23 protein-coding genes and 1 tRNA gene are annotated in these 25021 nt (G+C 63.3%); 10 read left to right on the forward strand and 14 right to left on the reverse strand.

Going from position 1 to position 25021, the window contains the following annotated elements; all coding sequences use genetic code 11:
• Window positions 1-128 precede the first annotated feature (128 nt).
• From QNA11_RS17440 to QNA11_RS17465, 6 genes are all read right to left on the reverse strand, one after another.
• Window positions 129-575: a DUF1810 domain-containing protein gene (locus QNA11_RS17440; RefSeq protein WP_283483985.1), complete on the reverse strand. Its 447-nt coding sequence runs from the start codon at window positions 573-575 to the stop codon at window positions 129-131.
• Between the two features lie 290 nt (window positions 576-865).
• Entirely contained in the window at window positions 866-2245 is a 1380-nt protein-coding gene (locus QNA11_RS17445) for a class II 3-deoxy-7-phosphoheptulonate synthase (RefSeq protein ID WP_281928961.1), read from the reverse strand.
• Between the two features lie 1020 nt (window positions 2246-3265).
• The gene (gor, locus tag QNA11_RS17450) at window positions 3266-4642 is read right to left on the reverse strand and encodes a glutathione-disulfide reductase (protein WP_283483986.1); all 1377 of its coding nucleotides are present in this window, start codon (window positions 4640-4642) and stop codon (window positions 3266-3268) included.
• Window positions 4639-5361, reverse strand: a complete 723-nt coding sequence (gene rpiA / locus QNA11_RS17455) for a ribose-5-phosphate isomerase RpiA (RefSeq protein ID WP_283483987.1) — start codon at window positions 5359-5361, stop codon at window positions 4639-4641. Before rpiA ends, gor begins: the two co-directional genes overlap by 4 nt.
• A 340-nt stretch (window positions 5362-5701) precedes the next feature.
• Window positions 5702-6490, reverse strand: coding sequence for an HAD-IIB family hydrolase (locus QNA11_RS17460; RefSeq protein WP_283483988.1), 789 nt, complete (start codon window positions 6488-6490; stop codon window positions 5702-5704).
• Window positions 6487-6888: a hypothetical protein gene (locus QNA11_RS17465; RefSeq protein ID WP_283483989.1), complete on the reverse strand. Its 402-nt coding sequence runs from the start codon at window positions 6886-6888 to the stop codon at window positions 6487-6489. The genes QNA11_RS17460 and QNA11_RS17465 overlap by 4 nt, the downstream gene beginning before the upstream one ends.
• A gap of 111 nt (window positions 6889-6999) precedes the next feature.
• Between QNA11_RS17465 and QNA11_RS17470 the strand changes: the two genes are divergently transcribed.
• Together QNA11_RS17470 and QNA11_RS17475 are read left to right on the forward strand one after the other, a co-directional pair.
• Window positions 7000-7695, forward strand: coding sequence for an HAD family hydrolase (locus tag QNA11_RS17470; protein WP_283483990.1), 696 nt, complete (start codon window positions 7000-7002; stop codon window positions 7693-7695).
• Between the two features lie 50 nt (window positions 7696-7745).
• Window positions 7746-7820 (forward strand) — tRNA-Val (locus QNA11_RS17475).
• Between the two features lie 223 nt (window positions 7821-8043).
• On the opposite strand, the gene QNA11_RS17480 is transcribed toward QNA11_RS17475, so the two are convergent.
• The 6 genes from QNA11_RS17480 to QNA11_RS17505 all read right to left on the reverse strand — a co-directional run bounded on the left by QNA11_RS17480 (window position 8044) and on the right by QNA11_RS17505 (window position 15810).
• Window positions 8044-9627, reverse strand: a complete 1584-nt coding sequence (locus QNA11_RS17480) for an ATP-binding protein (protein WP_281928950.1) — start codon at window positions 9625-9627, stop codon at window positions 8044-8046.
• A 334-nt stretch (window positions 9628-9961) separates the two neighbouring features.
• Entirely contained in the window at window positions 9962-11800 is a 1839-nt protein-coding gene (locus QNA11_RS17485; RefSeq protein ID WP_283483991.1) for a hypothetical protein, read from the reverse strand.
• Window positions 11801-11873: 73 nt separating this feature from the next.
• Window positions 11874-13028 carry a glycosyltransferase family 4 protein gene (locus QNA11_RS17490; protein ID WP_283483992.1) on the reverse strand — a complete coding sequence of 385 codons (1155 nt, stop codon included), beginning with the start codon at window positions 13026-13028 and terminating at the stop codon, window positions 11874-11876.
• Complete coding sequence (locus QNA11_RS17495) at window positions 13025-13471, reverse strand: GtrA family protein (protein ID WP_283483993.1); 447 nt, start codon at window positions 13469-13471, stop codon at window positions 13025-13027. The genes QNA11_RS17490 and QNA11_RS17495 overlap by 4 nt, the downstream gene beginning before the upstream one ends.
• A 129-nt stretch (window positions 13472-13600) precedes the next feature.
• Window positions 13601-14455: a class I SAM-dependent methyltransferase gene (locus QNA11_RS17500; RefSeq protein ID WP_283483994.1), complete on the reverse strand. Its 855-nt coding sequence runs from the start codon at window positions 14453-14455 to the stop codon at window positions 13601-13603.
• A gap of 71 nt (window positions 14456-14526) precedes the next feature.
• Entirely contained in the window at window positions 14527-15810 is a 1284-nt protein-coding gene (locus tag QNA11_RS17505; protein WP_283483995.1) for a glycosyltransferase family 2 protein, read from the reverse strand.
• Between the two features lie 285 nt (window positions 15811-16095).
• On the opposite strand from QNA11_RS17505, the gene QNA11_RS17510 reads away from it, so the two are divergent.
• The 8 genes from QNA11_RS17510 (at window position 16096) to QNA11_RS17545 (ending at window position 22793) form a co-directional block, all read left to right on the forward strand.
• A complete protein-coding gene (locus QNA11_RS17510) occupies window positions 16096-16884 on the forward strand; it encodes a division plane positioning ATPase MipZ (protein ID WP_283483996.1) in 789 nt (262 codons plus the stop codon).
• 98 nt (window positions 16885-16982) lie between these two features.
• On the forward strand, window positions 16983-17255 hold the full coding sequence (locus QNA11_RS17515) for a hypothetical protein (RefSeq protein WP_283483997.1): 273 nt from the start codon (window positions 16983-16985) through the stop codon (window positions 17253-17255).
• Between the two features lie 149 nt (window positions 17256-17404).
• On the forward strand, window positions 17405-17635 hold the full coding sequence (locus QNA11_RS17520) for a hypothetical protein (protein ID WP_202072107.1): 231 nt from the start codon (window positions 17405-17407) through the stop codon (window positions 17633-17635).
• A 297-nt stretch (window positions 17636-17932) separates the two neighbouring features.
• Window positions 17933-18199, forward strand: a complete 267-nt coding sequence (locus QNA11_RS17525) for a hypothetical protein (RefSeq protein ID WP_202072108.1) — start codon at window positions 17933-17935, stop codon at window positions 18197-18199.
• 144 nt (window positions 18200-18343) lie between these two features.
• The gene (gene phhA / locus QNA11_RS17530) at window positions 18344-19210 is read left to right on the forward strand and encodes a phenylalanine 4-monooxygenase (protein ID WP_283483998.1); all 867 of its coding nucleotides are present in this window, start codon (window positions 18344-18346) and stop codon (window positions 19208-19210) included.
• A gap of 249 nt (window positions 19211-19459) precedes the next feature.
• Entirely contained in the window at window positions 19460-20512 is a 1053-nt protein-coding gene (locus tag QNA11_RS17535) for a glycosyltransferase (RefSeq protein WP_283483999.1), read from the forward strand.
• The gene (glf, locus tag QNA11_RS17540; RefSeq protein ID WP_283484000.1) at window positions 20505-21644 is read left to right on the forward strand and encodes a UDP-galactopyranose mutase; all 1140 of its coding nucleotides are present in this window, start codon (window positions 20505-20507) and stop codon (window positions 21642-21644) included. The genes QNA11_RS17535 and glf overlap by 8 nt, the downstream gene beginning before the upstream one ends.
• Window positions 21645-21917: 273 nt before the next feature.
• Window positions 21918-22793 carry a manganese catalase family protein gene (locus QNA11_RS17545; protein WP_283484001.1) on the forward strand — a complete coding sequence of 292 codons (876 nt, stop codon included), beginning with the start codon at window positions 21918-21920 and terminating at the stop codon, window positions 22791-22793.
• An 8-nt stretch (window positions 22794-22801) separates the two neighbouring features.
• On the opposite strand, the gene QNA11_RS17550 is transcribed toward QNA11_RS17545, so the two are convergent.
• The gene (locus QNA11_RS17550) at window positions 22802-23368 is read right to left on the reverse strand and encodes a diguanylate cyclase (protein ID WP_283484002.1); all 567 of its coding nucleotides are present in this window, start codon (window positions 23366-23368) and stop codon (window positions 22802-22804) included.
• Between the two features lie 14 nt (window positions 23369-23382).
• Window positions 23383-24900: an FAD-dependent oxidoreductase gene (locus QNA11_RS17555; protein ID WP_283484003.1), complete on the reverse strand. Its 1518-nt coding sequence runs from the start codon at window positions 24898-24900 to the stop codon at window positions 23383-23385.
• Window positions 24901-25021 lie beyond the last annotated feature (121 nt).

Below are 25021 nucleotides of genomic sequence, written 5' to 3' on the forward strand. Positions count from 1 at the left end.
GCCTCCTCAGCATGAGGGGCTTCTGCATCTGCGCCAAACACATAGGCCTCATCCTGAGGAGGGCGCGAAGCGCCCGTCTCGAAGGACGAGGCCGCCTCCGAAGTTCGTAAACAAACTGAAGGGCGCATTCACCGCCCTTCTTCATTTAGCAATTCGAGCGTTTTCGGATCTTCCGCCCCGTCGAAGAACTGCCCCAGAGCCTGCTCGAAAAGAGGCTCCTCCGGCGCGGCGCGTGCGAACAGCGTCATCGACGAGCGGAACTTCATCGCGTCGGTTGAACCCAGGACATCCTCGGCGCTGCGATCGCCCGTCGCCATGGCGTCCACGCATTCGCGCAGCCGCGGGCCAAGAACTGGATGGGCGAGATAGGCGCGGGCTTCATTAAGCCCGGAAAGACCGTCGAGACGGCTGGCCTGACTGAAGCCGAGACCCGTCAGTTGCGGAAAGACATACCAGATCCAATGGCTGGTTTTGCGCCCGGCGCGCAGCTCGGCGAGCGCCTGCGCGTAAGAGTCCCTTTGCGCATCGATGAAGCGCTGCAGATTGAAAGGGTCGTTGTTTTCCGGTGCGCTCATGGCCGCCAGCTCCATCCCTTTTCCCATCGTCGCCACGAGCATCTTAGCGGCGTAGCGGCGGGTGGGGAGAGATATAGCGTGGTTGCCTGACGCCGCTCCCCTCAGGGGGGCCCAACCGGGTCTTATCGGAGATCCGCTGATTGGCCCGGTTGTCATTCCCGACGCTCGCAGAGCGAGCGATCGGGAATCCAGAGCCAAACCAGCGCTTTTGTGGCTCTGGATTCCCGGTCGGGCTTTCAGCCCGCCGGGAATGACAGACGCCAACGCGAGCTGCTCAAACGGAAATGGCCTTACTCCGCCGCGTGTTGCTCCGGCACGCCGCGGGAAACCCGCTCCGCCTTGAGCAGCTCGGCCACGAGGAACGCCACTTCAATTGCCTGTTCCGCATTGAGGCGCGGGTCGCAATAAGTGTGGTAGCGGTCGCGCAGATCATTCTCCGAAATGGCCCGGGCGCCGCCGGTGCATTCGGTGACGTCCTTGCCGGTCATTTCGAGATGGATGCCGCCGGCATAGCTGCCTTCGGCCTGATGGACCTCGAAGAAGCCGCGGATTTCCGACATGATCCGGTCGAAGGGGCGCGTCTTGTAGCCGGCCGCGCTGATCGTGTTGCCGTGCATCGGATCGCAGGACCACACGACATTACGGCCCTCGCGAGTGACGGCGCGCACGAGCGCCGGCATGGCGTCGCCGATCTTATCCGCGCCGAAGCGGCAGATGAGCGTCAGCCGCCCCGCCTCATTGTCGGGATTGAGGGCGTCGATGAGGCGCAGCAATCCGTCCGGCGTGAGGCTCGGACCGCATTTCAGGCCGATCGGGTTCTTGATGCCGCGCATGAATTCGACATGCGCGCCTTGCTCCTGGCGCGTGCGATCGCCGATCCACAGCATATGGCCGGAGGTCGCGTAATAATCGCCCGTCGTGGAATCGATGCGGGTCAGCGCCTGCTCGTAGCAGAGCAGGAGCGCCTCGTGCGAGGTGTAGAAATCCGTGCCGCGCAGCTCGGGATGGTGCTCGGGATCGAGGCCGATCGCGCGCATGAAGCCGAGCGTTTCGGTGATATGGTCGGCGAGCTTCTGATAGCGCGCGGATTGCGGGCTGTTCTTGACGAAGCCGAGCATCCAACGATGCACATTTTCGAGATTGGCGAAGCCGCCGGCCGCGAAGGCGCGGATCAGATTGAGCGTCGCCGCCGACTGGCGATAGGCCAAGAGCTGACGCTGCGGATCGGGCTCGCGCGAGGCTAGCGTGAACTCGAGGTCGTTGATGATATCGCCGCGATAGCTCGGCAGCTCCTGATCGCCCTTCTTTTCAGTCGGCGAGGAGCGCGGCTTGGCGAATTGCCCGGCAATGCGGCCGACCTTGACCACGGGCGAGCCCGCCGCATAGGTCAGCACCACCGCCATCTGCAGGAAAACGCGGAAGAAGTCGCGGATGTTATCGGCCGAATGCTCGTTGAAGCTCTCGGCGCAATCGCCGCCCTGAAGCAGGAAAGCCTTGCCGGCCGCCACATCGGCGAGCTGGCGCTTCAGATTGCGCGCCTCGCCGGCAAAAACGAGCGGGGGAAAGCCGGCGAGCTGCCTCTCGACATCCGCGAGCGCCGCCTGGTCGCGATAGACCGGCGTCTGCTCGATCGGCAAATTCCTCCAACTGCCCGGCGTCCAGCGTTCCACTTTCCAAACTCCACGAAATCAGCCGCCGCGAGTCCATGGCCTCCTGAGGCCACGGCTTTGGCGTGAAAGGCGCTTATAGAGGAAAATTCGAGACGGCGCGACCCTTTCCGGCGTCTCGCTGGACGCCCCGGCCCTGATTGGCTGCGCGCAGGGAAATGGGCATCATTTCCATCACTGAGACGCCCCCTCCCTGTCCCTCCCCCGCAAGCGGGAGAGGGGACGCTCGCGATCTGCATTGCTGATGAAGGCCACAATCTACCCCCTCTCCCGCGAAGCGGGGGAGGGTTGGGGAGGGGGCGACCCAGCGCCAACTTCCCCGCCGCCGATTTCCGACGCGAGGCGATACAGGAAGCCGGGACGCCCCGGCCCCGTTCGGCCGGTAGCGTGAGAAAATAAGCGCATCGGAACCAGAACGTCCCGGCTGCGGTCTTTATTCGCGCGCACCTTTCCGTCCGGGGTGGGGTCATCTAAGTGACCTTGGCCCTTCGGGCGCAGCCGCCAGACGGCGACTGCTTCTTTCCCGGGAGGTTTGAACCTCCCGAGCGCGTCGCAAGGGCCTCGACATGCGCCGCCTTCGGCCCGCCGGCGCTTTCCCTTTCGGTACTCGGGCCGCGTGTCGCGGGCGCGAAAACTATGCCCAGCCTTTGCGTGACTTGCGCCACGCAATCTCCCCACGAAGGAGAGACCCGGCGGGCGGCGCCGGAGTCCCGCGCGGAACGAGGGTCGCGTCCCGCGCTTAACCGACCCCGCCGGCGCCGCCGACCCTGACGACGCCCCTGCAAGTTGGCGAGGCGGGAGCGAGTATAGGGGAGCTTTGGAGGGTGGGGATAAAATGAGCGGGCGAGATGGGCCCTCATCCGACCCTCGCTGACGCGAGGGCCAGCTTCTCCCGCAAGCGAGAGAAGGGGGGAGCGCGAGAAAGCATGGGCGCCTCTGGACCGCGAGCCTTCAGGCTCGCCCCGCAATGCGAGCCCGAAGGCTCGCGGTCCATAACCACGGCAAAGGCGCTGGCGGCTCCCGCTACCCTTCTCGCCTGATCCTGCGCGCCGGCGCCCGCATCGTCACCAGCTCTTCGGCAGCCGTCGGATGCACGGCCATGGTCGCGTCGAAGTCGCGTTTCGTCGCGCCCATGTTGAGCGGAATGGCGAGGAGCTGCGCCATCTCTCCCGCCTCTGGGCCGAAAATATGCGCGCCGACGACGCGCTGGCCCTCGGCCTCGACGATGAGCTTCATATAGATGCGCTCGGCGCGGCCGGAGAGCGTCGCGCGCATCGGGCGGAAGCTCGTCTCGTAAATATCGAGCGCGGCGTATTTCTCTTGCGCGGCGGCCTCCGTCAGCCCCACAGCGCCCACCTCCGGCGTGGTGAAGACGGCGCTCGCCACATTGTCGTAGTTCACGGTCGTGGGCAGATCGCCGAAGACGGTGTCGGCGAAAGCATGGCCCTCGCGGATCGCGACCGGCGTGAGATTGATGCGGTCGGTCACGTCGCCCACAGCATAGATGGACGGCACATTTGTGCGCGACTGCGCGTCGACGATGATCGCGCCATTCTCGCGCGTCGCCACGCCCGCGCGCTCCAATCCGAGATGTTGCGTGAGCGGCCGGCGGCCGGTGGCGACCAGCACGGCGTCGACCTCGCGCGTCTCGCCGTCGCTCATGGAGACGGCGTAGCCCTTGGCGCATTTGTCGATGCGCGTCGGCAGCGCGCCGGCGTGATGCGCGACGCCTGCCGACGTCAGCGCCTCGGCGACGCGCTTGCGCAAGTCTTCGTCGAAGCCGCGCAAGGGGAGATCGGCGCGATAGGCGAGATAAACATCCGCGCCGAGGCGCGCGAAGACGCTGGCGAATTCCACCGCGATATAGCCGCCGCCGACGATCAGCAGCCGCTGCGGGAAGGTCGGCAGATCGAATATTTCATTCGACGAGAGGCCCCATTCGAGGCCGGGAATATGCGGCGCCAGCACCGGCGCGCCGCCTGTCGCGATGAGGATGTAGCGCGCGCGCGCCGTGCGCCCGTCGGAGAAATGCACGGCGTTCGGCCCGGCGATGGTCGCGCGGGCGCGGATCAGCTCTACTTTCGCATTGCCGAGCGTCTGCTCGTAGAGGCCGGAGAGGCGGGTGATCTCCTTCTCTTTCGCGGCGACGAGCGTCGGCCAGTCGAAGGAGGTCTCGCCAACATGCCAGCCGAAGCCCTTGGCGTCCTCGAACTCGTCCTTGAAACGGCTCGCGAGCACATAGAGCTTCTTTGGCACGCAGCCGCGGATGACGCATGTGCCGCCGACGCGGAATTCCTCCGCGATTGCGACCTTGGCGCCATGGCTCGCCGCCACGCGCGCGGCGCGCACGCCGCCCGAGCCCGCGCCGATAACGATGAGATCATAGTCGAAGCCGCTCATAGCGCGCCGCCTGTCACGTCGCCGACGATGCGCACGCCATCCTTGCCGGCGACGAAGATCGCCGTGGCGAGGCCGATGAAGAGGCCGTGATCCACGACGCCAGGAATGGCGCGCAGCCGCTCGGCGAGCGTCTCCGGCGCATCGATCGCGCCAAAGGCGCAGTCGTAGATATAATGGCCGCCGTCGGTGAGATAGGGCGCGTCCGGCGCGCTCATGCGCAGCGTGATCGGGCCCTCCAGCCCCAGGCCGCGCGCGACGCGCTCGATATGCAGCCTCGTCGAGCGCGCGCCGAAACGGTCGATCTCGACGGGCAGGGGAAAGGCGCCGAGCGTCTCCACTTCCTTCGTCGCGTCGGCGATGACGAACATGCGCTTGGAGGCCGCCGCGACGATTTTTTCACGCAGCAAAGCGCCGCCGCCGCCTTTGATCAGCCGCAGCGATGCGTCGAACTCGTCGGCGCCGTCGATCGTGAGGTCGAGCTCCGGCGTTTCATCGAGCGTCGACAGCGTGACGCCGAGCCCCTCGGCTTGGAGGCGCGTGCGCTCGGAGGTCGGCACGCCGACCACCTCCAGCCCCTGGCGCACGCGGGCGCCGAGCAGATCGACGAAATGCGCGGCGGTGGAGCCGGTGCCGAGCCCAAGGCGCATGCCATGGGTGACAGATTGAAGCGCCGCCTCGGCGGCGGCGCGCTTCATGGCGTCAGCGGAAAAGGGCGACATGGTGTGATCCCGCGCCGCGGGAGAGGCGGCGAAACCCGCGAATAGGAGCTTGCGGACGCAAAATCAATCGTCGCGGTCGCAATGCAGGGCTCCGAATTCGGGTTAACGCGCAGACGCCTTCCGACGTCATGGCCGCGCTTGTCGCGGCCATCCACGCCGCGCCGATGCTGAAAAGCTGAGAGCATGAGCCGGAATAACGCCGCTTCTTCTCCCCGCGTGTCGCAATGTCCTGGCGTGGATGCCCGCGACAAGCGCGGGCATGACGCGGCTGCGTAAGGTTTGTTAACCTGGATTCCGAGCCTTGGTCGCGAGGCCCGGGCGGCCCGCCGCCGCTTCCGCTCTACCGCGTTTTTTTAGCCTGTATCACCGCGTCGACGATTTCGACGAAGCCGGCGCCGCCGGGGCCTTGCGTGATCCAGGCTGGCGGCGTCGGGATTTCCGACAGATAGTCGCGAACGGTGCTGACGCCGACGGTGTGACGGAAAAAGGCGAACATGGGCGCGTCATTCGTCGAGTCGCCGGAATAGAGCACTCCGTCGCGATCGTCGTCGATGTTGAGGCTGAATGTTTCGGCGAGGACGCGACGGGCCATTGCGAGCTTGTCGTAACCGCCGATCCAGCCGAGAACCCAGAGGTTGTTGACTGTCGCATCCGCGCCGGCCTCCCTCAGCGCGGAAAGAATTTTGCCGCAAAGAACGGGGTCGTCCGGCCGCGCAAAGGCGAGGCTCGTCAGGCGGAATGGCTGATCTTGCGCGAGCCGCGCTTGCGGAAGCGCGCTTTGCACGGCGTCGGCAATCGCCTGCAAACGGGCGGCGACCTCCGCGCGCGCCGCGTCCGGATGCCAAAATGTCCGCGCTATGTCGTGCCCGCTGGGATCGCGCTGGAAAAAGAACCCGCCGTTCTCGCCGATGACGCCGTCGACGGGCCACATGCGCGCCATCTGATCGCACCAGCCCGCCGGAGCGCCAGTCACCGGGATGACCGTCACGCCGGCGTCGCGCAACCGCTCCAGCGCCGAATAGGTGTGGGCGTGGAGGCGGCCCCGATAGGTCAGCGTCTCGTCCATGTCCGTGAGAACGAAGCGAACGCCCGCGAACTCAACCGCCGTCGCCTGCGCCAGAGGCTTCATTTGGCTTGGGGCGTGCAGACGACCGAGCTTTCGTTGAGCACGAAGCAGATCGACATCATGCCGGAGCGCAGATCGACGCGGAACACGCCGCCTTCGCCCGTATGGCGCGAGGCGACGAGCGCATATTCGCTGAAAGTGCCCGCCTTGGCGCCTTCGCCCGGCGGATAGCACAAAGTGACGCCGATCGCCGTGCCTTCCTTCAGGCCATATTGGCAGGCGCCGATTTCGCCCGTCGCCTTGTCGAGCCGGAAGACCCGGTTGAGGTCGGTCTGCGGCGCGGCGAGAAATTCGTAGTTTCCGGCCGCCGACGCGGCGCTTGTCGCCAGGAGCGGCCCGAGGGCGAGCGATGCGGCGAGCAAACGGCGTCCCCGGCCACCGAAAAATTGCGAAAGACGCATTCCTTCTCTCCTGTCGCGAATCGGTTGCGCGCAGTCTACACGCCGCCTTTCGGCGGGAAAATCGGGCGGCGGCGCTTGATCGGCGCGCGCGCGCCCTTTAGGCCCGGGCGCATGACCCAGCGCGCGCCCATTCTCGTCTTCGATCTCGACGGCACTTTGGCGGACACCGCCCACGACCTCATCGCCACCCTCAATGTGCTGCTGGCCCGCGAGGGCTTGCCCCTGGCGCCGCCCGCTTCGGCGCGCAGCATCGTGGGGGCGGGGGCGCGGGCGCTGATCGAGCGCGGCTTCGCCCTCAGCGGCGCGCCGCTGCCGCCGGAGCGGGTAGAGCCGCTGGTCGTCGAATTTCTGGCGCATTACGAGGCCCATATCGCCGATGAGAGCCGCTTGTTTCCCGGCGCCCTGACGGCGCTCGATCGCTTCGGCGACGCCGGCTTCACGCTCGCGGTCTGCACCAACAAGCCCGAGCGGATGGCGCGGCTGCTGTTGGAGAAGCTCGGAGCCGCCGATCGTTTCGCGGCGATCTGCGGACGCGGCACTTTCCCCATGCACAAGCCCGATCCGCGCACGTTGGCGCTGACCATTCAAGCGGCGGGCGGGGACCCGGCGCGGGCGGTGATGGTGGGCGACTCCAAGACCGACATCGACACCGCCAAAGGCGCCGGCGCGCCGGTGGTGGCGGTCGATTTCGGCTATACGGAGATCCCCGTGACCGAGCTCGCGCCCGACCGGGTGATCTCGCATTTCGACGAGCTTTGGGCGGCGGCGGAGTCGATTCTCCCGCCTTCCGCCTTCACGCGCACTTGACGGAACGCCCCGCCCTCTCTTACAGGAGGGTTCCTCGCGTCCGACGCGACGGGCGATTAGCTCAGCGGGAGAGCACTCCCTTCACACGGGAGGGGTCGCAGGTTCAATCCCTGCATCGCCCACCATTGAAATCAAAAATACGGGTAGAGACGCCGGCGGCCGAGGCCAAAGCTGCGCTCGATTTGTTCGGCGCCATCCCGGACGCTCGCGCCGTTTGGACACAAAGGAAGTCACCGCCGTCATTGCGAGGAGGCGGAGCCGACGAAGCAATCCAGCGCCGCATCGCCGCCCTGGATTGCTTCGCTTCGCTCGCAATGACGGGCTCTGGGCAAAACCGGCGTCACGCCTTTACGAAGCGGCGTTTCCCGCCATCGCGCGAACCCTGGCGGTCAATTCGTCCAGAAGGAACGGCTTGCGCAGGATTTGCATGTTTGGCGCGAGCCGCAACGTCTCCAACGAATTCCCCGCATAGCCCGTAATCAGCAGCACCGGTAGCTCCGGCCGCTTGGATTGAGCGGTTTCGGCGAGCTGGCGACCGTTCACGCCCGGCAGGCAGACGTCGGTGATCAGCAGGTCCAGCGGCGCGTCGGACTCCAATTCCTTCAGTCCGGCCAAGCCCTCGCTGGCTTCGACGACGGTAAAGCCCATTCGGGCGACCGCCTCGGCGATTTGCGCGCGCACCTCCGCCTGGTCCTCGACGACGAGAGCTTTTCCACGATGGGTCGACTCGGACAAAGCCGCTGCTTCGATGCGGGGGCGATCTTCAGCGGCGACGCAATCCTTTACGGGCCCGCGGCCGGGAAGATAAATCCTCACGCGCGTTCCCCCGCCAGGATGGCTCTCGATCCGCACGAATCCGCCGGATTGTTTGACGAACCCATATATCTGGGACAAGCCGAGGCCCGTGCCTTTGCCCGTCGGCTTGGTCGTGAAGAAAGGTTCGAACACCCGGCTCAGGACCTCACGGGTCATGCCCTCGCCGCTGTCGGTCACCGCGATCTCGACGTAGTTTCCCGGCTGCGCGCCGGGGGTGTCCGGGTCGGCGATCAGCTCCCGATCCGCCGTGGCGATTTGAAGCGCGCCGCCTTCGGGCATGGCGTCGCGCGCATTGATGGCGAGATTCAGCAGAGCGCTCTCGAGCTGCGAAGGGTCGCAGGCGACGTTCCAGCGCGCCGGCGCCAGGCGTAGCTGCAGCTCGATTTCGGGCCCCAGAGTCCGACGCAGCAACTCTTCCATTTCGGCGACGAGCCTGCCGGGCTCGATGACGCGCGGCGTCAACGTCTGGCGCAGCGAGAAGGCGAGCAATCTGTTGATAAGGCTCGAGGCGTTGTTCGCGGCTTTTTGTATGGCGGCGACGGCAGGCTTGATGTCTTGGGCGCGCCCGATCTCGATCTGGTGCTCGATGACGCTGATCGACCCCACGATCACCTGAAGCATATTGTTGAAATCATGCGCGATGCCGCCCGTCAATTGCCCGATCGCCTCCATCTTCTGCGCATGCGCCAGGCGTTCCTCGCTCTCGCGCAGGGCGGCGTTGGCGTCGCGTAATTGTGCGATCGACGGGAGGGAGAGAAAATCCGGCAGCTTCCACCACAGCACGATCGCCGTGGAAATCGAGGCCAGCGCCGTCGCAGCCTTGACGACGCCCTGAATGCCGTAGAGCGGCGTCCAAAGCGTGGCCAGATCGAGCCAATGGGTGGTGCCGCAAAGCATGATGAAAGCGGCGAACAGCCACAGCATCGGAGGAAAGATGAGATCGCGGCGCCGTCTTCCAATAATGCCGAGCGCCATGGGGATGGAAAAATAAGCGACCGCGATGGCTGTGTCGGAAATCGCATAAAGCCAAATCAGCTCGGGTTCCCAAAGCAGGCAATAGCCGTGGGGCGCGAGCCCGGACGCGCCAAACAGCCATTCACTCAACGCGGATAACATGTGCCGCAACTCCCGTCGCCGCGAGAAACCGCCAAGCCCTCGCTAACCCCTTGAACGCGCCGCGAGAGCCGTTTCGGCTATGCCTCCCCAAGCAGGTGGAGGCCGGAATTTCAAGCTGCGCCATGGACATAATATACCCAGGGCGGCAGTTTTTCGCTCCGTGTGCGCTCGTAATGCCATTTCCGTTTAAACTGCTCCGATTGCCGAAAGCTCGACCGGAATCCAGAGCAGCAAAGGCGCTGATTTTGCTCAGCGCCCGCAATGACGGCGGTGAACCAATCAAGCCGAACTCGTATAACAAGCGCTCGAGCTTCAGTATCCTGCAGCAAAGACTTTACGGGCCTGTGGAATGCGGCGTCGCGCAGGGCGCCCCGGCCATTGTCGCTCGCAATTTCATACGGCGCTGCTCTTCGGCAGCCCGCAGTTTCGCGCGAAGGTCGCCCTCGGCGGCGACCTGACTGCCAGGGTCCGGCCGTATCCCATATCTGCGCCCTTGCGACGCATCGAAGAGGGAGACGCTATGCCTTTGGCAGAGCCTTACGAGATCGGTCTCGTCCATCAGGGTGAGGCCGAGCACGATCGGCCTGTTGCGCAGAAACGGATCGTTGCGGACGAGATCCTCGCTGAAGAGGAGGTCGCTCCCGTCGAGAATGACGAGATCCGTCGGGGCGCGCGCGATGGCGGCGCTGGCTCTGGCGTAGGGGGCCGCAAAGTCGTGCGCCTGCTTTGCATGCGCGGGGAAAAGGAGGAATGCGGCAAAGGCGCTCGAAATGGCGACGATCGATCGGCAAGCCGCCATTTGCGCGGCGCTTGCCTGCGCCGTAACGCCGACCCAGCCATAGGCCGCGAGCAGCGCCAGATTGCCGATCAGCCCGTGTAAATAACGGTACCCCCAGCCATGGCCTTGATAGGTCATGATAATCATCATCGCGTAAAGCGTCAGCGCGACCCCGGCGGCCAGCTCGCGCGCAATGCCCGTTCCCTGGCGTATCTGGCCATAGGCGAGGAGCGCCAGAGGCAGAAGAAGCGGGTTTTGCCAGCCGACGAAGCGCAAAATGTTCATCAGCATGATGGCGAAGCTATTCTTCTCGCCGGTGAGGATCTGCTCCACCGCGCGATCGATGAAATCGAGAAGCCCCGCGCCCCGCGCAGTTTCCGCAGTCATGCCCTGGAGCTCCAGGGCGATCTGAAAATAGCGCATCCAGAACAGGCAGATGAGCGCATAGCTGACGCTATAGACCACAGCCAGAACGCGTCGCTTTTCCCACCACAAGCGAAGGATGAAGGGCGCGGCGAAGAGGGGATGAAAAACGACCTGGTGCAGGCCGCAGGCGAGCGCGCCGACGAGAATGGCGCCCGCGTGTCCGATTTTGTCGTTACGCAGGAACAGCCAGAGCCACAAAAGATTGAGCGCCAAATGGGCGGTCATCGCATAGCTTGTCATGGCGGTGACGAGCGCCTGCGACGAGGTGGCGATCATCAGCGGCGCGATAATGGCGGCGTCGCGGCGGTCGGGCCAGAGCCGCCGCGCGACGCCATAGGCGGCAAGGACGGCGATCGCCAGCAATATCGGGCTCGTGAGGTTGGGATCGGCCCATAAGCCGACGACAGCGCGAAGCAGCGCGTTGCCGGGGAGATATTGGGAGGAAAAACCCATCTGCTCCGCGATGGGGAGCATGAAACGCGGTGCGAGCGCTTGCGAGACGGCGCGCCACTCCGGCGCGACCGGCGCGATCAATCGACCGGTGCGAAAAATCACGGCGTCGAATTCCGCGAGAGCCTCATCTCGAGCAAGATGGTAGCCGTCGAAGACGAGCTGCGCGCCGATGGCACCGCAAAGGAAGACCAAGGCGGCAAGCGCGAGCGCAACGAGGCCCGGGGAAATCCTGTTGGGGAGCGGCGCCGAAAAAACCGGAAAACGCAAAACGCCGCAAGCGGCCAGGAAAATGGCGATCGCCACAAGCCAAAAAGCATCCTGCATGCGGAAAAAATATTCCGCTAAGGCGGCGGCGGGTCGAAGCGGATAGAGCGTGACCGCGACATAAGCGGCCGAGGAGACGGCAATGATCGACGCGGCGCAGGCAATCAGCGCGTGACGAAACGCAAGAGGCGCCCGGTGCGTGGCGAAAACCCGGTCACGGACGATGTCTTTCTTACCAAGTTCCATGTTCATGATAGGCAACCAAACTAGAAGCTGGCGTACAGGACGCCTGAGGCGGCGTCGTTCGCCGGTTTCAGCTTTTCCTTCATTTTCCTGACGCGCTCGGCTGTTCCTTTGGCAGCCAGAGCCGCTCGAGACGCCTGGCTACGATCTCCCAATCATATGCCTCGAGGCCCTCGAGAGGGCGAAGCGCCTCTTTACGAGACAGCGCAAGGCCGATCTTGGCCGCAAGGTCGTCCTCCGATTCATCAGCCAGGAAGCCGTTGACGCCCTCACGGATCAGCGCCTGCGCCGCGTTGTCCGGATGACGCAGGGTCACCACGGGAATGCCGGCGGCGTTGGCCTCTAGCGCCACGAGCCCGAATCCTTCGCGCCGGGAGGGAAGGGCTAGAACGCTTGATGACTTCATCAATGCGAAGACCCGTTCGTTTGCGTCGATTTGGCCGAGAAAAAGAATATTCTTCGATAGGTCGAGCGACGCGGTCATTTGAATCAGGCGTTTTTCTTCGGGGCCTGTTCCGATAATCAGAACGCGAATATTCGGCCGTTCGGCCTCGAGTCTCGAGATGGCTCGAACAAGCAGGTCGACTCCCTTATGGCTGATAAGTCTGCCGACATAAATGACGTCGCTTTGCTCTTCTGCGTGACCAACTGCCGCAATCGCCTTAGCGTCTACGCCGAGAGGCACGGTCTCGATCTGACAGGTCGCGCCATTCGCGCGTAAGCGCGCCGTCGTGAGTTCGCAATCAGAAGCGATAGCGTCAGGGAGCGAGAAGGATATTCGTTCCGTCAGATAACCGATCGCGCCGGCTGGGCCGCGCATATACTTAAACCAATAATCACGTCCCCAGACCTCATGCCATATGGCTGTCATCCGTCTTCCTCTGAGCCAGGCGACGATCCGGGCGCTATAGAGTGGGAAGAAGGGCATGTGATCGACGTGGAGCACGTCGAAGGGCTCGAAAAGGAGTTTGAATACGGAAAACGCGAAGAACAGCGCTTGCGCGGTCGAGCGGCGATCGCCCCTGTAAAGCGGTCTGAATTTGCAAAGCCCGTGGAAATAAACTCCCTCTCTTTCTATGATTGCAGGACCGCCCCACCAGTTCATCGTGTAGATATGCACTTCCTGGTCCGCGCGACGGAGCCTTCGGCATATCTGATGCAGGATCATTTCGCGCCCGCCCTTGTTCCACGGCATGACCGCGTCGCAGACGATGGCAATGCGCCGAGGGGAGATCATCTTTCCACTTCCGGCAACCGTGGGGCTTCCGGCGAACTACCTTCGGATTCGATCGCCCATCGGGTCGCTATCAGATTCCAGAGTGACAGCATTGCCGTCATGGCCGGCCCCGCGATGTAAATTGGTAGCCTGAGGATGTGACAAAACACATAGATTAGGGCGAGGCTGATAGGCTGATTGGAGAGCATCGCGATGCAGTAGCGCAGGAAGGCGGCCCAGGTCGGGCGCTCGCGGAACACAAAACCGGCCTGAAGAGCGTAGCCGATCATGAGACTTGGTGGCACGGTCGCCAGCGCTGCACCGATCGGCATGAGCCCCAGCATCACGAAGCAAATTAGCAAAGCGTTGTTTAATAAGGCGCATGTCACGCCGACGATTGCAAAACGCGCGAACAGCGGGGCGTCGAACCAGGTCGAGAATTTTAGGAAGCATTGGCTCCGCATCGTCACCTCGGGCGAAGGCGCCTGTGTCCCGCACTGAGGCCCTTGTTCCGGTTTAAGGCGAGATCATTTACCGAGCCCTGAAGACGCTTCGCAACGGCGGCGTCCTTTGCGCAGGCGCATCGTTGGGCTTCAAGGCTTGTGGCCGACCAACAGCAGGCATGACGCGCTCTCGGGGGCGAGCCAAAGACTGTCATTGTCGCCTACGGGAACCCCGAAACTGACAGCGCGCGCCATTGCCCTGGCGAGAAAATCAGGCAATTTTGCTCGGTTCTGAAAGTCTCGCATTCCCAGAGTTCGTTGAATCTCGATGGGCTGCTTACGTCCGCCGAAGATGGAATAGAATAAGCCGCCAGTCATGCGAGACAGGGTCTCCCAGCGGCAGGTCTGATCCCGATCCAGATAGCCGAGAGCATTATCTAGCTGGAGTCCGTGCCGCGAGAGGACTTCGCGCCAGCCTTCGTGATCGAGGTAATTCAGATGCGCGAGGCGCTGGTCGAGCGTCTTCAGATAGGTCTCACGGGAAACGCCGGGACTGAGCGGGCCGGCAAGGTTCTCCCGAAACCTCGGCCCAGGGACCGTAAACAGGAACTGCCCGCAACGCTTGAGCACGCGGGACGCCTCGCAAAGCGTGGAGTCGAGCTGAGGGATATGTTCGAGCACCGAGTTTGATAGAATGAAATCGAAACTCTTTTCTTCCTCCGGGATGGCGTCTCCTTGCGTGACATGGACGCGATCGTAGAAAGAGAACTTTCGAGCGGCGCCGGCTTCCAAGGGATCCGGATCGATTCCGACTAATTTGCGGGAGCCCGTGTGCGATAAGAGAATGCGGGTCAATATGCCATCGCCGCATCCCAGATCGAGCCCCAGCCCTTGCGGCAGGCCATGTCGTATCAACGCGCCGATTTCGATCGCCCGCCAATAGGCAGTGGCTGGCTGCGCCGGGTACGCCGCAATAAACTCGGAGAGAAGGTCTTTGCAGGTCATCGGGCGTTTTCCGTAAGCAGGCTTTGGTCGTTGAACCGGTGGGAGCAGTGACTAGGACAAAGGCGCGCGGTTCAGCCTGTGGCGCGATCGAAGCGCCTCTGGCGGGTCGACTCCTGACCCGTTCGTTCCTGCCGCCGCCTGGGCGGCGAAAGATCGACGAATCTGGCTTCGTTGCCGTTGATGATTGCGAGCAGGAACCCGCCCAAAGCATTTTGCGCGCCTAGGACGATCAGCGTCGTTCCGAGGACCGCGGGTAACACATTGCCAATCGCGACAAAGTGATGCCCCGACCAATAGCTCAGCACGCCGAGCAGGATCGCCAGGCCAACGAGCATGGCGCCCGCGCCCGAAACGAGCATGGCTTCGAGCGTCGCCCATCTGGCGAGGCGCGCCTCCCAGAGGGCGGGCCGGCGATAGCCCTGCCGGCGGCCGTAGAGATGGCTCGCGGTCGCGAGAAGCACGGCGACATGGGAGAGGCCAAGAAGCGCGCCGGCCAGGATGATCCAGTAATTGCCGAAAGGCGATTCCTTAGGCGATCCCAGCAGCGCGCTCGAGCCGGCGACGCCGAGGATGACGAGCGAGAGCGCCGCGGCGAAGGCCGCGGGCGCTGCAAAGACCCATGCGGGACTCAGCATCAGCAGATAGCGAAGGTGCCGCCAACCGTCCCGCCAGGGACGCAGATGGGGCGCGCGCTCGCGCAGATCCCGCCGCAGGATCACCGGCGTTTCAACGATCTTCTGGCGCTTGAGCGCGGCCTTGATGATCATCTCGCTGGCGAACTCCATGCCCGCGCCGCCGAGAGCGAGCCGCTCGAAACATTCTTTCGTCAAGGCGCGCAAGCCGCAATGCGCGTCGCTCACGCTCGCGCCGAAGAACAGGTTCAGGATGAAGGTGAGGACGGGATTGCCGATGTAGCGATTTTTCCAGGGCATGGCCCCGGCTTCGATGCCGCCCTTGAAGCGCGAGCCCATGCACAGGTCGGCGCCGCGCGCGAGGGTGCGCACCATGGCGACCGATTCGGTGAAATCATAAGAGCCATCCGCGTCGCCCATCACGAGATAGCTTCCGCTCGCCGCCTGCATCCCGCCGATCAACGCCGCGCCATAGCCGCGGCGTTGGACGTCCACCACGCGCGCGCCCAGCGCCCGCGCGATCAACTGGCTGCCATCCGTGCTGCCATTATCCGCGACGACGATCTCGCCGGAGAGCCCGAGGTCGGCGCGCATGCGCTCCAGCGCCGCGCGGGCGTTGGCGATGCAGGCTGGAAGCGACTTGGCTTCGTCGAGGCAGGGCATCACGATGGAGACGTCGGGGCCATATGCACGTTCCCCGGAGATCGCGACCAGACCGCTCATAAAACCCCTCGGACCCCAGCAACGCCCAGCCTGCCGAAAGCGGCGCAGATCGTGTCAAGCCTGCGGTGATTCTGACGAGGGAGGGTTTATCGAGCCTTAACGAGCGTCAGGGCCTCTTTTTATCGCGTGAGGCGGCAAATTTTCTTTCAGCAACGCCATCGCCGGTTGTATCTTTCCCGATGCTTCCCTCGGCACGGAAGCGGGCGGCCGCCAATTTACAGCTTCTGGCGGCGCCAAGCGTCGCGCGTCAGTTCCCGGCGTTTCAACCCTGAACCAGGCGGGGGCATGCATATCGTCGCATTCGTCGCCCAGAAGGGCGGCTCCGGGAAAAGCACGCTCGCGAGCAATGTCGCCGTCGCCGGCCATCTTGCGGGCGAGCGCGTCTTCGTCTGCGATCTCGATCCGCTGCAGTTGCTGGTCAAATGGTCGAAGGCGCGCAAGGCGGTCGACGTTCCGGTCGAACATATCCCGCCGGGCAAGCTCGCGCCCGCCTTGGCGGCGCTGGCAAGCAAGGGCGTGACGCTGGCGGTGATCGACACGCCGGGGGCGGATCCGGCCGCCTGCGAAGAGGCGATACGGGCCGCGGATCTTTGCGTGATCCCGGCGCGGCCCAACACGCTCGACATATGGGCGAGCGAAGCGACCCTGGCCAAGGTGCGGTCGTGCGGCAAGGATTACGCTTTCCTTCTCAACCAATGTCCGCCCGCCCAGCAGGGCGTTCGCGTCGAGCGCGGCGCGCAGGCTTTGCAGCAGCTCGGGGCGCTGCTGGCGCCGCTCGTCTCCACCCGCGTCGATTATCAGGACGCCATCCGCCTCGGCCTCGGGGTCGGGGAACTCAACCCGAGCGGCGTCGCCGCCCGGGAGATGCGCCGGCTCTGGACCTCGCTGCGCGGCCGGCTCGATGAGAAGGCGAGATTGGCGGCGCCGGAGCTGTCTCTGTTCCCGTATCGGAGCTTCTTCGATCAGGCGATCAAGGCGCACGATTTTTACGCCAGCTTCCTGAATGCGCTTTTGCCAGCCGACAGGGGGACGGCGGAACGGCCGCCGCCGGAAGACGCCGCCCGGCGGCGGTGATTCGTAAGCCCCGGACCTTCTTTCGCAAGCGCGCGTTAGGAGCCAATGGGCGCCGGGCGTCTTTCGCCGGCCCGGCGCGTGATCCGGCGGAGGAAGCAATGGTCGTCGCCGTCGAGACGCTTTATCTCACCGCTTTGCTCAGCGCTTTCATCGGCCTTGTCGGTCTGTTCGCCCTCGCCGGTCCGGCGGCGCGAACCTCGTTGCGGGCCAGGCAGCGCCTTCTCGGAGTCATTGTCGCGGCGACGGCGGTCTCGCTCTCGTCATATGTTCTTTATGCGCTCAGTCCACATCAGGAGGCGCGTCAGGCCACCTATGGGGCCTTAACCACGCCGGGCGGGTTTTCCTCCCGGATGGACTCGTCGCCTCGGTAGGAAATCGAGCGCGCGCAGAAGCTGGAGCGCATGCTTGCAAAAAGCCTGTCGATTTTTGCGGATTTTGCGCCAAGCGGCGCTTGCCGCCGGTCCCCTTTAATTTATCGTCTCCCATCCCAATATGCAGGCGAAACGATCGGAAGGGCTCTATGACTGACAACACCCATGACGATATGGACGGCCTGTCCGACCCCTTCAGCTACGAGGATCTCGTTTCCCAGCGGGCGATGGCCTTCTACCATGTCGCGCGTTTGACCGACACGGTGCAGGACGACGCGGTGAAGGAACTGTGCCTCACAATGCTGCGCAAGCTCAACGCCAGCATCAAGGCGCCCTCCACGGCCGAGCTACGCACATTCGAGGGCAGCAAGCCCCGCTGACCGGTTGTGGTAAAGCTGCAACAGCACAGCTTTTTTGGAGCTTCGGCCCCCGTCGAACACAGTTTTGCCATAGCTCACGCGTGCAATCGTCGCGTGCTCTCCTTGGGCATTTCCTCCCTGAACTTGGGCCGCTGGCCGACCAGCGGCTCTTTTTTTGGCCCGATGGGCGTTTTTCGGCCCTCACCGGGCGGCGACCGCGGTCAGGGCGGTTTCGCCAAGGCTTCCAGTCGAGTATGATCCGCTCAGCCTGCGCTGAGCACCGCAGGAAATCCAAATCAATCGAGAAGGGACGTGTGAATGCGCATTTTTATCCGGCTTTCGGCTTTGCTGGCGATCACCGTGGCGGCGCCGGCCCTGGCTGAGGGCACCGCCTCCCAGCGCGCCGCCTGCGAGGACGACGCTTACCGTTTCTGCCAGGCCCAGGTGCCGGACGCCGTCGCGATCGAGAAATGCCTGCGGGCCAGCGCGGCCAGCATCAGCCCAGCCTGCCGCACCGAGTTGGGCCTTGCTTCGCCGGCGTCCGAGACCACGCCTCCGTCGGGCGGCAAGAAGCGCAAGCACTGATCGATCGGCGCGGGCGTTTCGTCCGCGCCCTCTCATTTTTTGGATTTTTTGATTCTTCGCGCGCCCCGGAGCGCCCTTGCCGCGCCGCTACACGCCGTCAGCCTCCGACATAGATAGAAGCGTGGGGGGATGGCGAGGTCTTCCATGGCCGAAGCGTCACAGTCACACAATCGCGCCGCCGAGACGCCGCGAAACGGCGGCTGGACGATTGCGCAGAACTGGCGCTCCTATACGCAGGACGAACACGACCGCTGGAGCCGTCTCGTCGCGCGGCAGGAAAAGCTTCTGCCGGGCCGCGCCTGCGACGCCTTTCTCGAAGCCAAAGAGACGCTGAAGCTCCCGCGCCATTGCATTCCCGATTTCTCGAAAGTGAGCGATCGACTATCCCGTCTGACGGGCTGGCGCATCGCGCCCGTCGCGGGACTTATCCCCGACGACGTCTTTTTCGATTGTCTCGCCAATCGCCGCTTTCCCGCCGGCGCCTTCATCCGTTCGGAGCGCGCGCTCGATTATCTTTCCGAGCCAGACGTGTTTCACGATGTCTTCGGCCATGTCCCGCTGCTGGCCGATCCTGTCTATGCGCGTTTTCTCGAAGCCTATGGCAAGGGCGGCCAGCGCGCGCTGCGCAGAGGCCAATTGCACAATCTGGCGCGACTCTACTGGTATACGGTGGAGTTCGGCTTGATCCGCTCCAGCGATGGGCTGCGCATTTTCGGCGCCGGCATATTGTCGTCGCCGGGCGAAACCGTTTTCTCGCTCGAAGACACGTCACCCAATCGGATCGCTTTCGATCTCTTTCGCATCATGCGAACGAAATATGTCATCAGCGATTATCAGCAGATCTATTTCGTCATCGACAGCTTCGAGCAGCTTCTCGACCAATGCTACCAGGATTTCGGCGCGTTTTATGATCGCCTGCAGGCGGCGCGCGATATAGAGCCGCACGAACTTCTCCCTGACGATCACGTCATCACGACGGGCGATCTGCGATACTTTCGCACGCGGCATTGAAGGTCGAGATGCGCCCCGTACGGGCGCTGCGCTGGCTGCCGGCTATGCGGCCCCTTGGAACAAAAGCGTTTCCGAGCTGTTTCGACAAGGGCGGCAGAGCAACGCCCGTGCAAAGACGATGCGAGCGGGAGCTACGCGGACAAGGAGTCACCAATGGCGCGTGCGGTACATGAGACGAGCGCTTCATCCCATCTTTTATGCTTTTCACATTTGCGTTGGCGTTTTGTTTTTCAACGTCCTCAACATCTCATGAGCCGCGCGGCGAAAGAGTTCCAAACCTGGTATTTCGAGGAGCCCGAGTTTTTCGACGGGCCGCCTGTCTTGCGCATAGAGACGGATGAAGCGTGCAACGTCTCGGTTGTCACGCCGCTCGTGCCGAAAGGGCTGAACGAGCCAGAGACCAACGAAACATTGAAAGCGCTTTTGGCGCGGCTCTTGTCGCGGATTCAGCCAAAGCGATTGATTGCCTGGTATTACACGCCCATGGCGCTCCGCTTCACGCATGAGCTCGAGCCCGATGGCTGCGTCTACGACAATATGGATGAACTCTCCGCCTTTGCGGGCGCGCCGGGTGATATTGCCGATTGGGAGCGCCGCTTGCTGGAGAAATGCGACGTCGTCTATGTCGGCGGCCGTTCGCTTTACGAGGCCAAACGCAATCGGCATCCAAATATCCACGTCTATCCCAGCAGCGTCGACGTCGCGCATTTTCGTGTGGCGCGGACCATGCGCGACGCGCCCGAGGATCAGGCGCTCATTCCGCATCCGCGCATGGGATTTTTCGGCGTCATCGACGAGCGGATGGATCTCGACATCGTCGCCGGCGTCGCCGCGCTTCGCCCGCAGTGGCAATTGGTGATGGTGGGCCCGACCGCGAAGATCGATCCATCGCGGCTTCCAATTGCGCCGAACATCCATTGGCTCGGGTGCAAGAGCTATGAGTCGCTGCCGCGTTACCTCGCGGGATGGGACGTTGGTTTTATGCCTTTCGCGCTGAATGAGGCGACGCGTTTCATCAGCCCCACAAAGACGCCCGAGTTTCTTGCCGCTGGCGTCCCATTGGTGTCGACGCCGATCGCCGACGTCGTCGAGCCTTATGGAAAGGCGGGGCTCGTGGAGATCGCAAGAACGGCCGAACAATTTGTCGAACGCGCCGAATATCTGCTGCGCAGACCGAAGGGGCCCTGGCTGAGAATGGTCGACGCGCATCTTTCCGGCATGTCGTGGGACAGCACATGGGCGGGGATGGCGGGGCATCTGAATTCGATCTCGCACAGAGGCATGGAGGCGCGTCGTGTTTGACTGGCTGATCGTCGGCGCGGGCTTCGCCGGAAGCGTTCTTGCGGAGCGCATTGCGTCTCAACGCGGAGAGCGGGTTCTTCTCATCGACAAAAGGGCGCATATCGGCGGAAACGCCTATGACCGGCATGATGAAGCCGGCGTGCTCATCCATCAATATGGACCGCATATTTTTCATACCAATTCCGAAGCGATCTTCAGCTATCTTTCGAAGTTCACGCGGTGGCGTCCCTATGAGCACCGTGTGCTGGCGAAGGTCGATGGGATGCTTTTGCCGATCCCCATCAATCTCGACACGGTCAACAAGCTTTTTGGCCTTTCGCTCGACTCCGAGGGCCTCGCCGCATGGTTTGCGGCGCGCGCCGAGAAGAGAGAAGAAATCAAAAGCTCCGAAGATGTCGTCGTCGCCACTGTGGGACGAGAACTCTATGAGAAATTCTTCAAGGGTTACACGAAGAAGCAATGGGGCGTCGAGCCGTCGCAGCTCGATAAATCCGTGACGGCGCGCGTGCCGACCCGCGTCAACAGGGACGACCGCTATTTCACCGATACCCATCAATATATGCCCACGGACGGTTATACGCGCATGTTCGAGCGCATGCTCGATCATCCGAACATCAAGATCATGCTGCAGACGGATTTCGAGGAAATACGCAACGAAGTCGATTATCGGCGTCTCATCTACACGGGCCCGATCGACGAGTTTTTTGAATTCCGTTTCGGCAAGCTGCCCTACCGGTCGTTACAGTTCAAACATATGACGCTCGATCGGCCGTGGCTCCAGCCCGTCGCCGTCGTGAATTATCCGCAGACGGAGGCTTACACGCGCGTTACCGAATATAAGCATCTGACCGGACAACGCCACGAGAAGACGAGCGTGACCTTCGAGTATCCGTGCGATAGCGGCGATCCCTATTATCCCGTGCCGCGTGCGGAGAATATGGAGCTCTATAAGAGATACGAGAAACTCGCGCTGGCGCAGAAGGACGTCTGGTTCGTCGGACGGCTTGCGACCTACCGCTATTACAATATGGACCAGGTTGTCGGACAGGCGCTCGCCTCTTTCCGTCGCATCTGCGCCGAGGTTGCGCCGCCGAAAAACCGTGCGCTGGCGAGCGCTGTGGCGGCGGAGTAATACGATTTCCGTTTGAATGGCTTGCATTGGGAATGAAAAGCCGCAGGGTTTTACTCAGAGCCCGTCATTGCGAGCGAAGCGAAGCAATCCAGGGCGGCGATGCGGCCCTGGATTGCTTCGTCGGCTCCGCCTCCTCGCAATGGCGGCAGTCATTTCCTGTGTGTTCAAACGGCGCGAGCGTCGGGAATGACGCACTAATCGCACGCGCTCCGAATTGGGAACCGGGTTGGCCGACAAGCGTTTCGCCGGGAGCGCCCGCGACAGGAGACGGCCATGTTCACGCACAATAAAAAGCTCCAGTATACGGTTCGCGTCTCGGAGCCGAATCCTGTGTTGGCGAGCCTTATTCTCGAGCAGTTCGGCGGCCCGCAGGGCGAGCTTGCGGCGGCCATGCGCTATTTCACGCAGGCGCTCGCCGAGGACGATCCCGGCCGTAAGGACATGCTGCTCGACATCGCCACGGAAGAGCTGAGCCATCTCGAAGTTATCGGCAGCATCGTCGCCATGTTGAACAAGGGCATGAAAGGCGAGCTGGCGGAGGCGACGCAATCGGAGGCGGATCTCTATCGCTCGCTGACCCAGGGCGGCGACAGTCATACGCAGGCGATTCTTTACGGCGGCGGACCGGGCCTGACCAATTCCTCGGGCGTCCCATGGACCGCCGCCTATATCGACACGGTCGGCGATCCCGCCTGCGATCTGCGCTCCAATATTGCGGCGGAGGCGCGCGCCAAGATTGTCTACGAGCGCTTGATCAACGTCACTGACGACGCGGGCGTCAAGGAAGCGCTCGGCTTTTTGATGACGCGCGAGATTGCGCATCAGAAATCTTTCGAGAAGGCGCTTTACTCGATCGAAGGAAATTTCCCGCCCGGCAAGCTGCAGGGCATTCCCGAATACGCCGACCTTTACGTCAACACTTCGCAAGGCGAGGGCGATACGATGGGCCCGTGGAACTCGGGCGAGCAGTGGCGGCGCATGGACGATGTTATCGGCGCCATTCCTGTCGATGGCGGCGAGGGCGATGCGAGCGTCGGCCTGACGAGTTCCGAACGCAGCGATTTGTCGAGCTTTGCGGCTCGGACCATGTCGAACCCCATGGCCGATCCCACGACGGGCGCGGATCTCGGGCAGTCGGGGAGAGCGTGATCCTCGCGTCAGAACGCCTTGCGCGGCGCGTGACGGCGCGCCGCGAGCCCACGCCATAGTTCTTCGAGATAGGGCAGGAGGCCCAGCAGGGCCGCGCCGGAAAGAACGGCGGCGACATAGCCTTGTGGCAGCGGTTCGGACTTCCACGCCAGCGCGGTTCTGGGCGCTTCTTCTCCAGCGCCGAAAAGGGCGAGAAATTGCGGCCAGTGGCGCGCGATGATGAGAAGCAGCGCCATGAGCGGGATCATCTCCAAAAAGCTGTGCACATGCTGCTCGACAGGCGTCACGCGCCGCGTCGAGACAGCGTAGGAGACATCCCAGAAGGCGGTCGCCTCATGCAGAAGAAACATGGCGATCATGAAAGCGATCACCAGCGCGTTCACATCGAGAAAGATCGCCGCCAGCAAGGGCAGGCCGAGTTCCGCGAACATGAGGAGATGCAGGAGCGACTCTTTTGGACCGGATGTCGTTTCGATATGCGTCGCTCTGTGACACATCCAATCGGCCACGCCGGCGAGAAACCAAATCGGAACGATGAAATACATCAATATGAGCGCCGTTGGGTCCTGGGCCATCGGGCGCTCCGGCGTCAGCTCTCGATTTTGCGCAACGGCGAGAAAGCCGGCGCGTTGAGCGCTTCGCCATCCGGCGCGAATTGAGAGCCGTGGCAGGGGCAGTCCCAACATTTTTCGAAGTCGTTCCAATGGACATGGCAACCCACATGCGTGCAGGAGGCCGAGCGCAGGTAAAGCGTTCCGTCCGCTTCGCGATAAGCGGCGACCTTTTCAAGGCCGTTCCGCACGATCGCGCCATGGCCCGGCGCGATCTCCTGGGTCGAAGCGACTTCGCCGCCTTTCAGATAGTCAACGAAATGCTTGGCCGCCGACACATTTTCTTTGATGAACTCTCCGGCCGCTTTCATCGGCTTGCGCGAGGGATCATAGACGCTCTGCCAGGTGCTTTCGCCGCGCAGGATGAGATCGGAGATCAATAGGCCCGCGACGGCGCCATGGGTCATGCCCTGGCCGGAGTCGCCCGTCGCAACATAGACGCGCTTGGCCCCCGGCGAGCGGCCGATGAAGCCCATGTAATCCATCGGCTCCATAACCTGCCCCGACCAACGCGCCTTCTCGCGGCCGAGCTGGGGAACAAGGCCCCGCGTCCAGGTTGTCAGCGACCGGATGCGCGCGTCCCCGTCATTGCTCTCGCCGGTCTTATGGTCTTCTCCGCCGACGATGAGAATGTCGAATGCGCCGTCGCCCGGTTGAAGCCTTACATAATGATAGGGATCGAGCGTGTCCCAGTAGAGCGCGTCCGGCAGGCTGGCGCGGGGAATTTCGAAAGCGACGACATAGGTGCGATACGGCGCCTGTTTGGCGCTGATCGCCAATCGGTCGTTGATCGGCGCATTGGTGGCGACGATCGCGGCATCGGCCAGGACGCGGGGCCCGTCGAGCGTCGTCAGGACGACGCCATTTTCATCTTCCTCCACCGAGGAAACCGGGCTCTCGGAATAGAAGCGGCCCCCGCTTCGAGAGATGGCTCCCGCGAGCGCCGCGAGATATTTCGTCGGGTGAAAGGTCGCCTGGTCGGGAAAGCGCAGCGCTGGGGTCGCTTCCAGGCCAGTGAAAGGAACGCCCTCTTGCCGCAGCGCGATCATGCCGACCTGTGCGCTCGCCACAAGCTCCGAGTCGATGACGCCCGGGTCGGTTTCAGGCGCGAGAAACAGGAAGGCGTCCAGGCGACGGAAGTCGCAGGCCGCGCCGAGTTCGGCCTGGATCGCTTCGATCCGGGAAATCGCGGCGGCCTGGCTTTCCTGCCAGCCCTTGGCGGCCTCGAGGCCGCGCGTGTCGATAAGCTCGCGGAAGCCATCGTCGCTATAGGACGAAAGATGCGCCGTGGTTCGCGCCGTCATGCCGCCGCCGATGGAGCCGCGATCGATCACGGCGACGTTTTTGCCCGCTTTGGCAAGCTCATAAGCGACCGACATGCCCGCGATGCCGGAGCCGACCACCGCCACTTCGGCTTTTATCTCGCCCTGCAAGCGCGCGGCGGTCGCGCCAACGCCTTCCCAGATCGATTTGCTGCGTTCGGAGCTGACATTCATCTCGCGCTCCTCCAGCTTGGCCGCGCTTGCGCGCCGGCGGGGGCGGAGAAGGAACCGGAAAGCGAGAGTGAATGTTCCGGGGGGTGACGCGCTGACTGACGAGCGGAGGGAAAGCGAGCCT

Origin of the sequence: Methylocystis sp. JR02 (genome assembly GCF_030063565.1) — a bacterium.
GTDB lineage: Bacteria > Pseudomonadota > Alphaproteobacteria > Rhizobiales > Beijerinckiaceae > Methylocystis > Methylocystis iwaonis.

Bases quoted from the DNA above. Each gene is read 5' to 3' on its own strand.
- QNA11_RS17440 (WP_283483985.1), bottom strand. From the start codon at position 575: ATGAGCGCACCGGAAAACAACGACCCTTTCAATCTGCAGCGCTTCATC.
- gor (WP_283483986.1), bottom strand. From the start codon at position 4,642: ATGAGCGGCTTCGACTATGATCTCATCGTTATCGGCGCGGGCTCGGGC.
- rpiA (WP_283483987.1), bottom strand. From the start codon at position 5,361: ATGTCGCCCTTTTCCGCTGACGCCATGAAGCGCGCCGCCGCCGAGGCG.
- QNA11_RS17460 (WP_283483988.1), bottom strand. From the start codon at position 6,490: ATGAAGCCTCTGGCGCAGGCGACGGCGGTTGAGTTCGCGGGCGTTCGC.
- QNA11_RS17465 (WP_283483989.1), bottom strand. From the start codon at position 6,888: ATGCGTCTTTCGCAATTTTTCGGTGGCCGGGGACGCCGTTTGCTCGCC.
- QNA11_RS17470 (WP_283483990.1), top strand. From the start codon at position 7,000: ATGACCCAGCGCGCGCCCATTCTCGTCTTCGATCTCGACGGCACTTTG.
- QNA11_RS17480 (WP_281928950.1), bottom strand. From the start codon at position 9,627: ATGTTATCCGCGTTGAGTGAATGGCTGTTTGGCGCGTCCGGGCTCGCG.
- QNA11_RS17485 (WP_283483991.1), bottom strand. From the start codon at position 11,800: ATGAACATGGAACTTGGTAAGAAAGACATCGTCCGTGACCGGGTTTTC.
- QNA11_RS17490 (WP_283483992.1), bottom strand. From the start codon at position 13,028: ATGATCTCCCCTCGGCGCATTGCCATCGTCTGCGACGCGGTCATGCCG.
- QNA11_RS17495 (WP_283483993.1), bottom strand. From the start codon at position 13,471: ATGCGGAGCCAATGCTTCCTAAAATTCTCGACCTGGTTCGACGCCCCG.
- QNA11_RS17500 (WP_283483994.1), bottom strand. From the start codon at position 14,455: ATGACCTGCAAAGACCTTCTCTCCGAGTTTATTGCGGCGTACCCGGCG.
- QNA11_RS17505 (WP_283483995.1), bottom strand. From the start codon at position 15,810: ATGAGCGGTCTGGTCGCGATCTCCGGGGAACGTGCATATGGCCCCGAC.
- QNA11_RS17510 (WP_283483996.1), top strand. From the start codon at position 16,096: ATGCATATCGTCGCATTCGTCGCCCAGAAGGGCGGCTCCGGGAAAAGC.
- QNA11_RS17515 (WP_283483997.1), top strand. From the start codon at position 16,983: ATGGTCGTCGCCGTCGAGACGCTTTATCTCACCGCTTTGCTCAGCGCT.
- QNA11_RS17520 (WP_202072107.1), top strand. From the start codon at position 17,405: ATGACTGACAACACCCATGACGATATGGACGGCCTGTCCGACCCCTTC.
- QNA11_RS17525 (WP_202072108.1), top strand. From the start codon at position 17,933: ATGCGCATTTTTATCCGGCTTTCGGCTTTGCTGGCGATCACCGTGGCG.
- phhA (WP_283483998.1), top strand. From the start codon at position 18,344: ATGGCCGAAGCGTCACAGTCACACAATCGCGCCGCCGAGACGCCGCGA.
- QNA11_RS17535 (WP_283483999.1), top strand. From the start codon at position 19,460: ATGAGCCGCGCGGCGAAAGAGTTCCAAACCTGGTATTTCGAGGAGCCC.
- QNA11_RS17545 (WP_283484001.1), top strand. From the start codon at position 21,918: ATGTTCACGCACAATAAAAAGCTCCAGTATACGGTTCGCGTCTCGGAG.
- QNA11_RS17550 (WP_283484002.1), bottom strand. From the start codon at position 23,368: ATGGCCCAGGACCCAACGGCGCTCATATTGATGTATTTCATCGTTCCG.
- QNA11_RS17555 (WP_283484003.1), bottom strand. From the start codon at position 24,900: ATGAATGTCAGCTCCGAACGCAGCAAATCGATCTGGGAAGGCGTTGGC.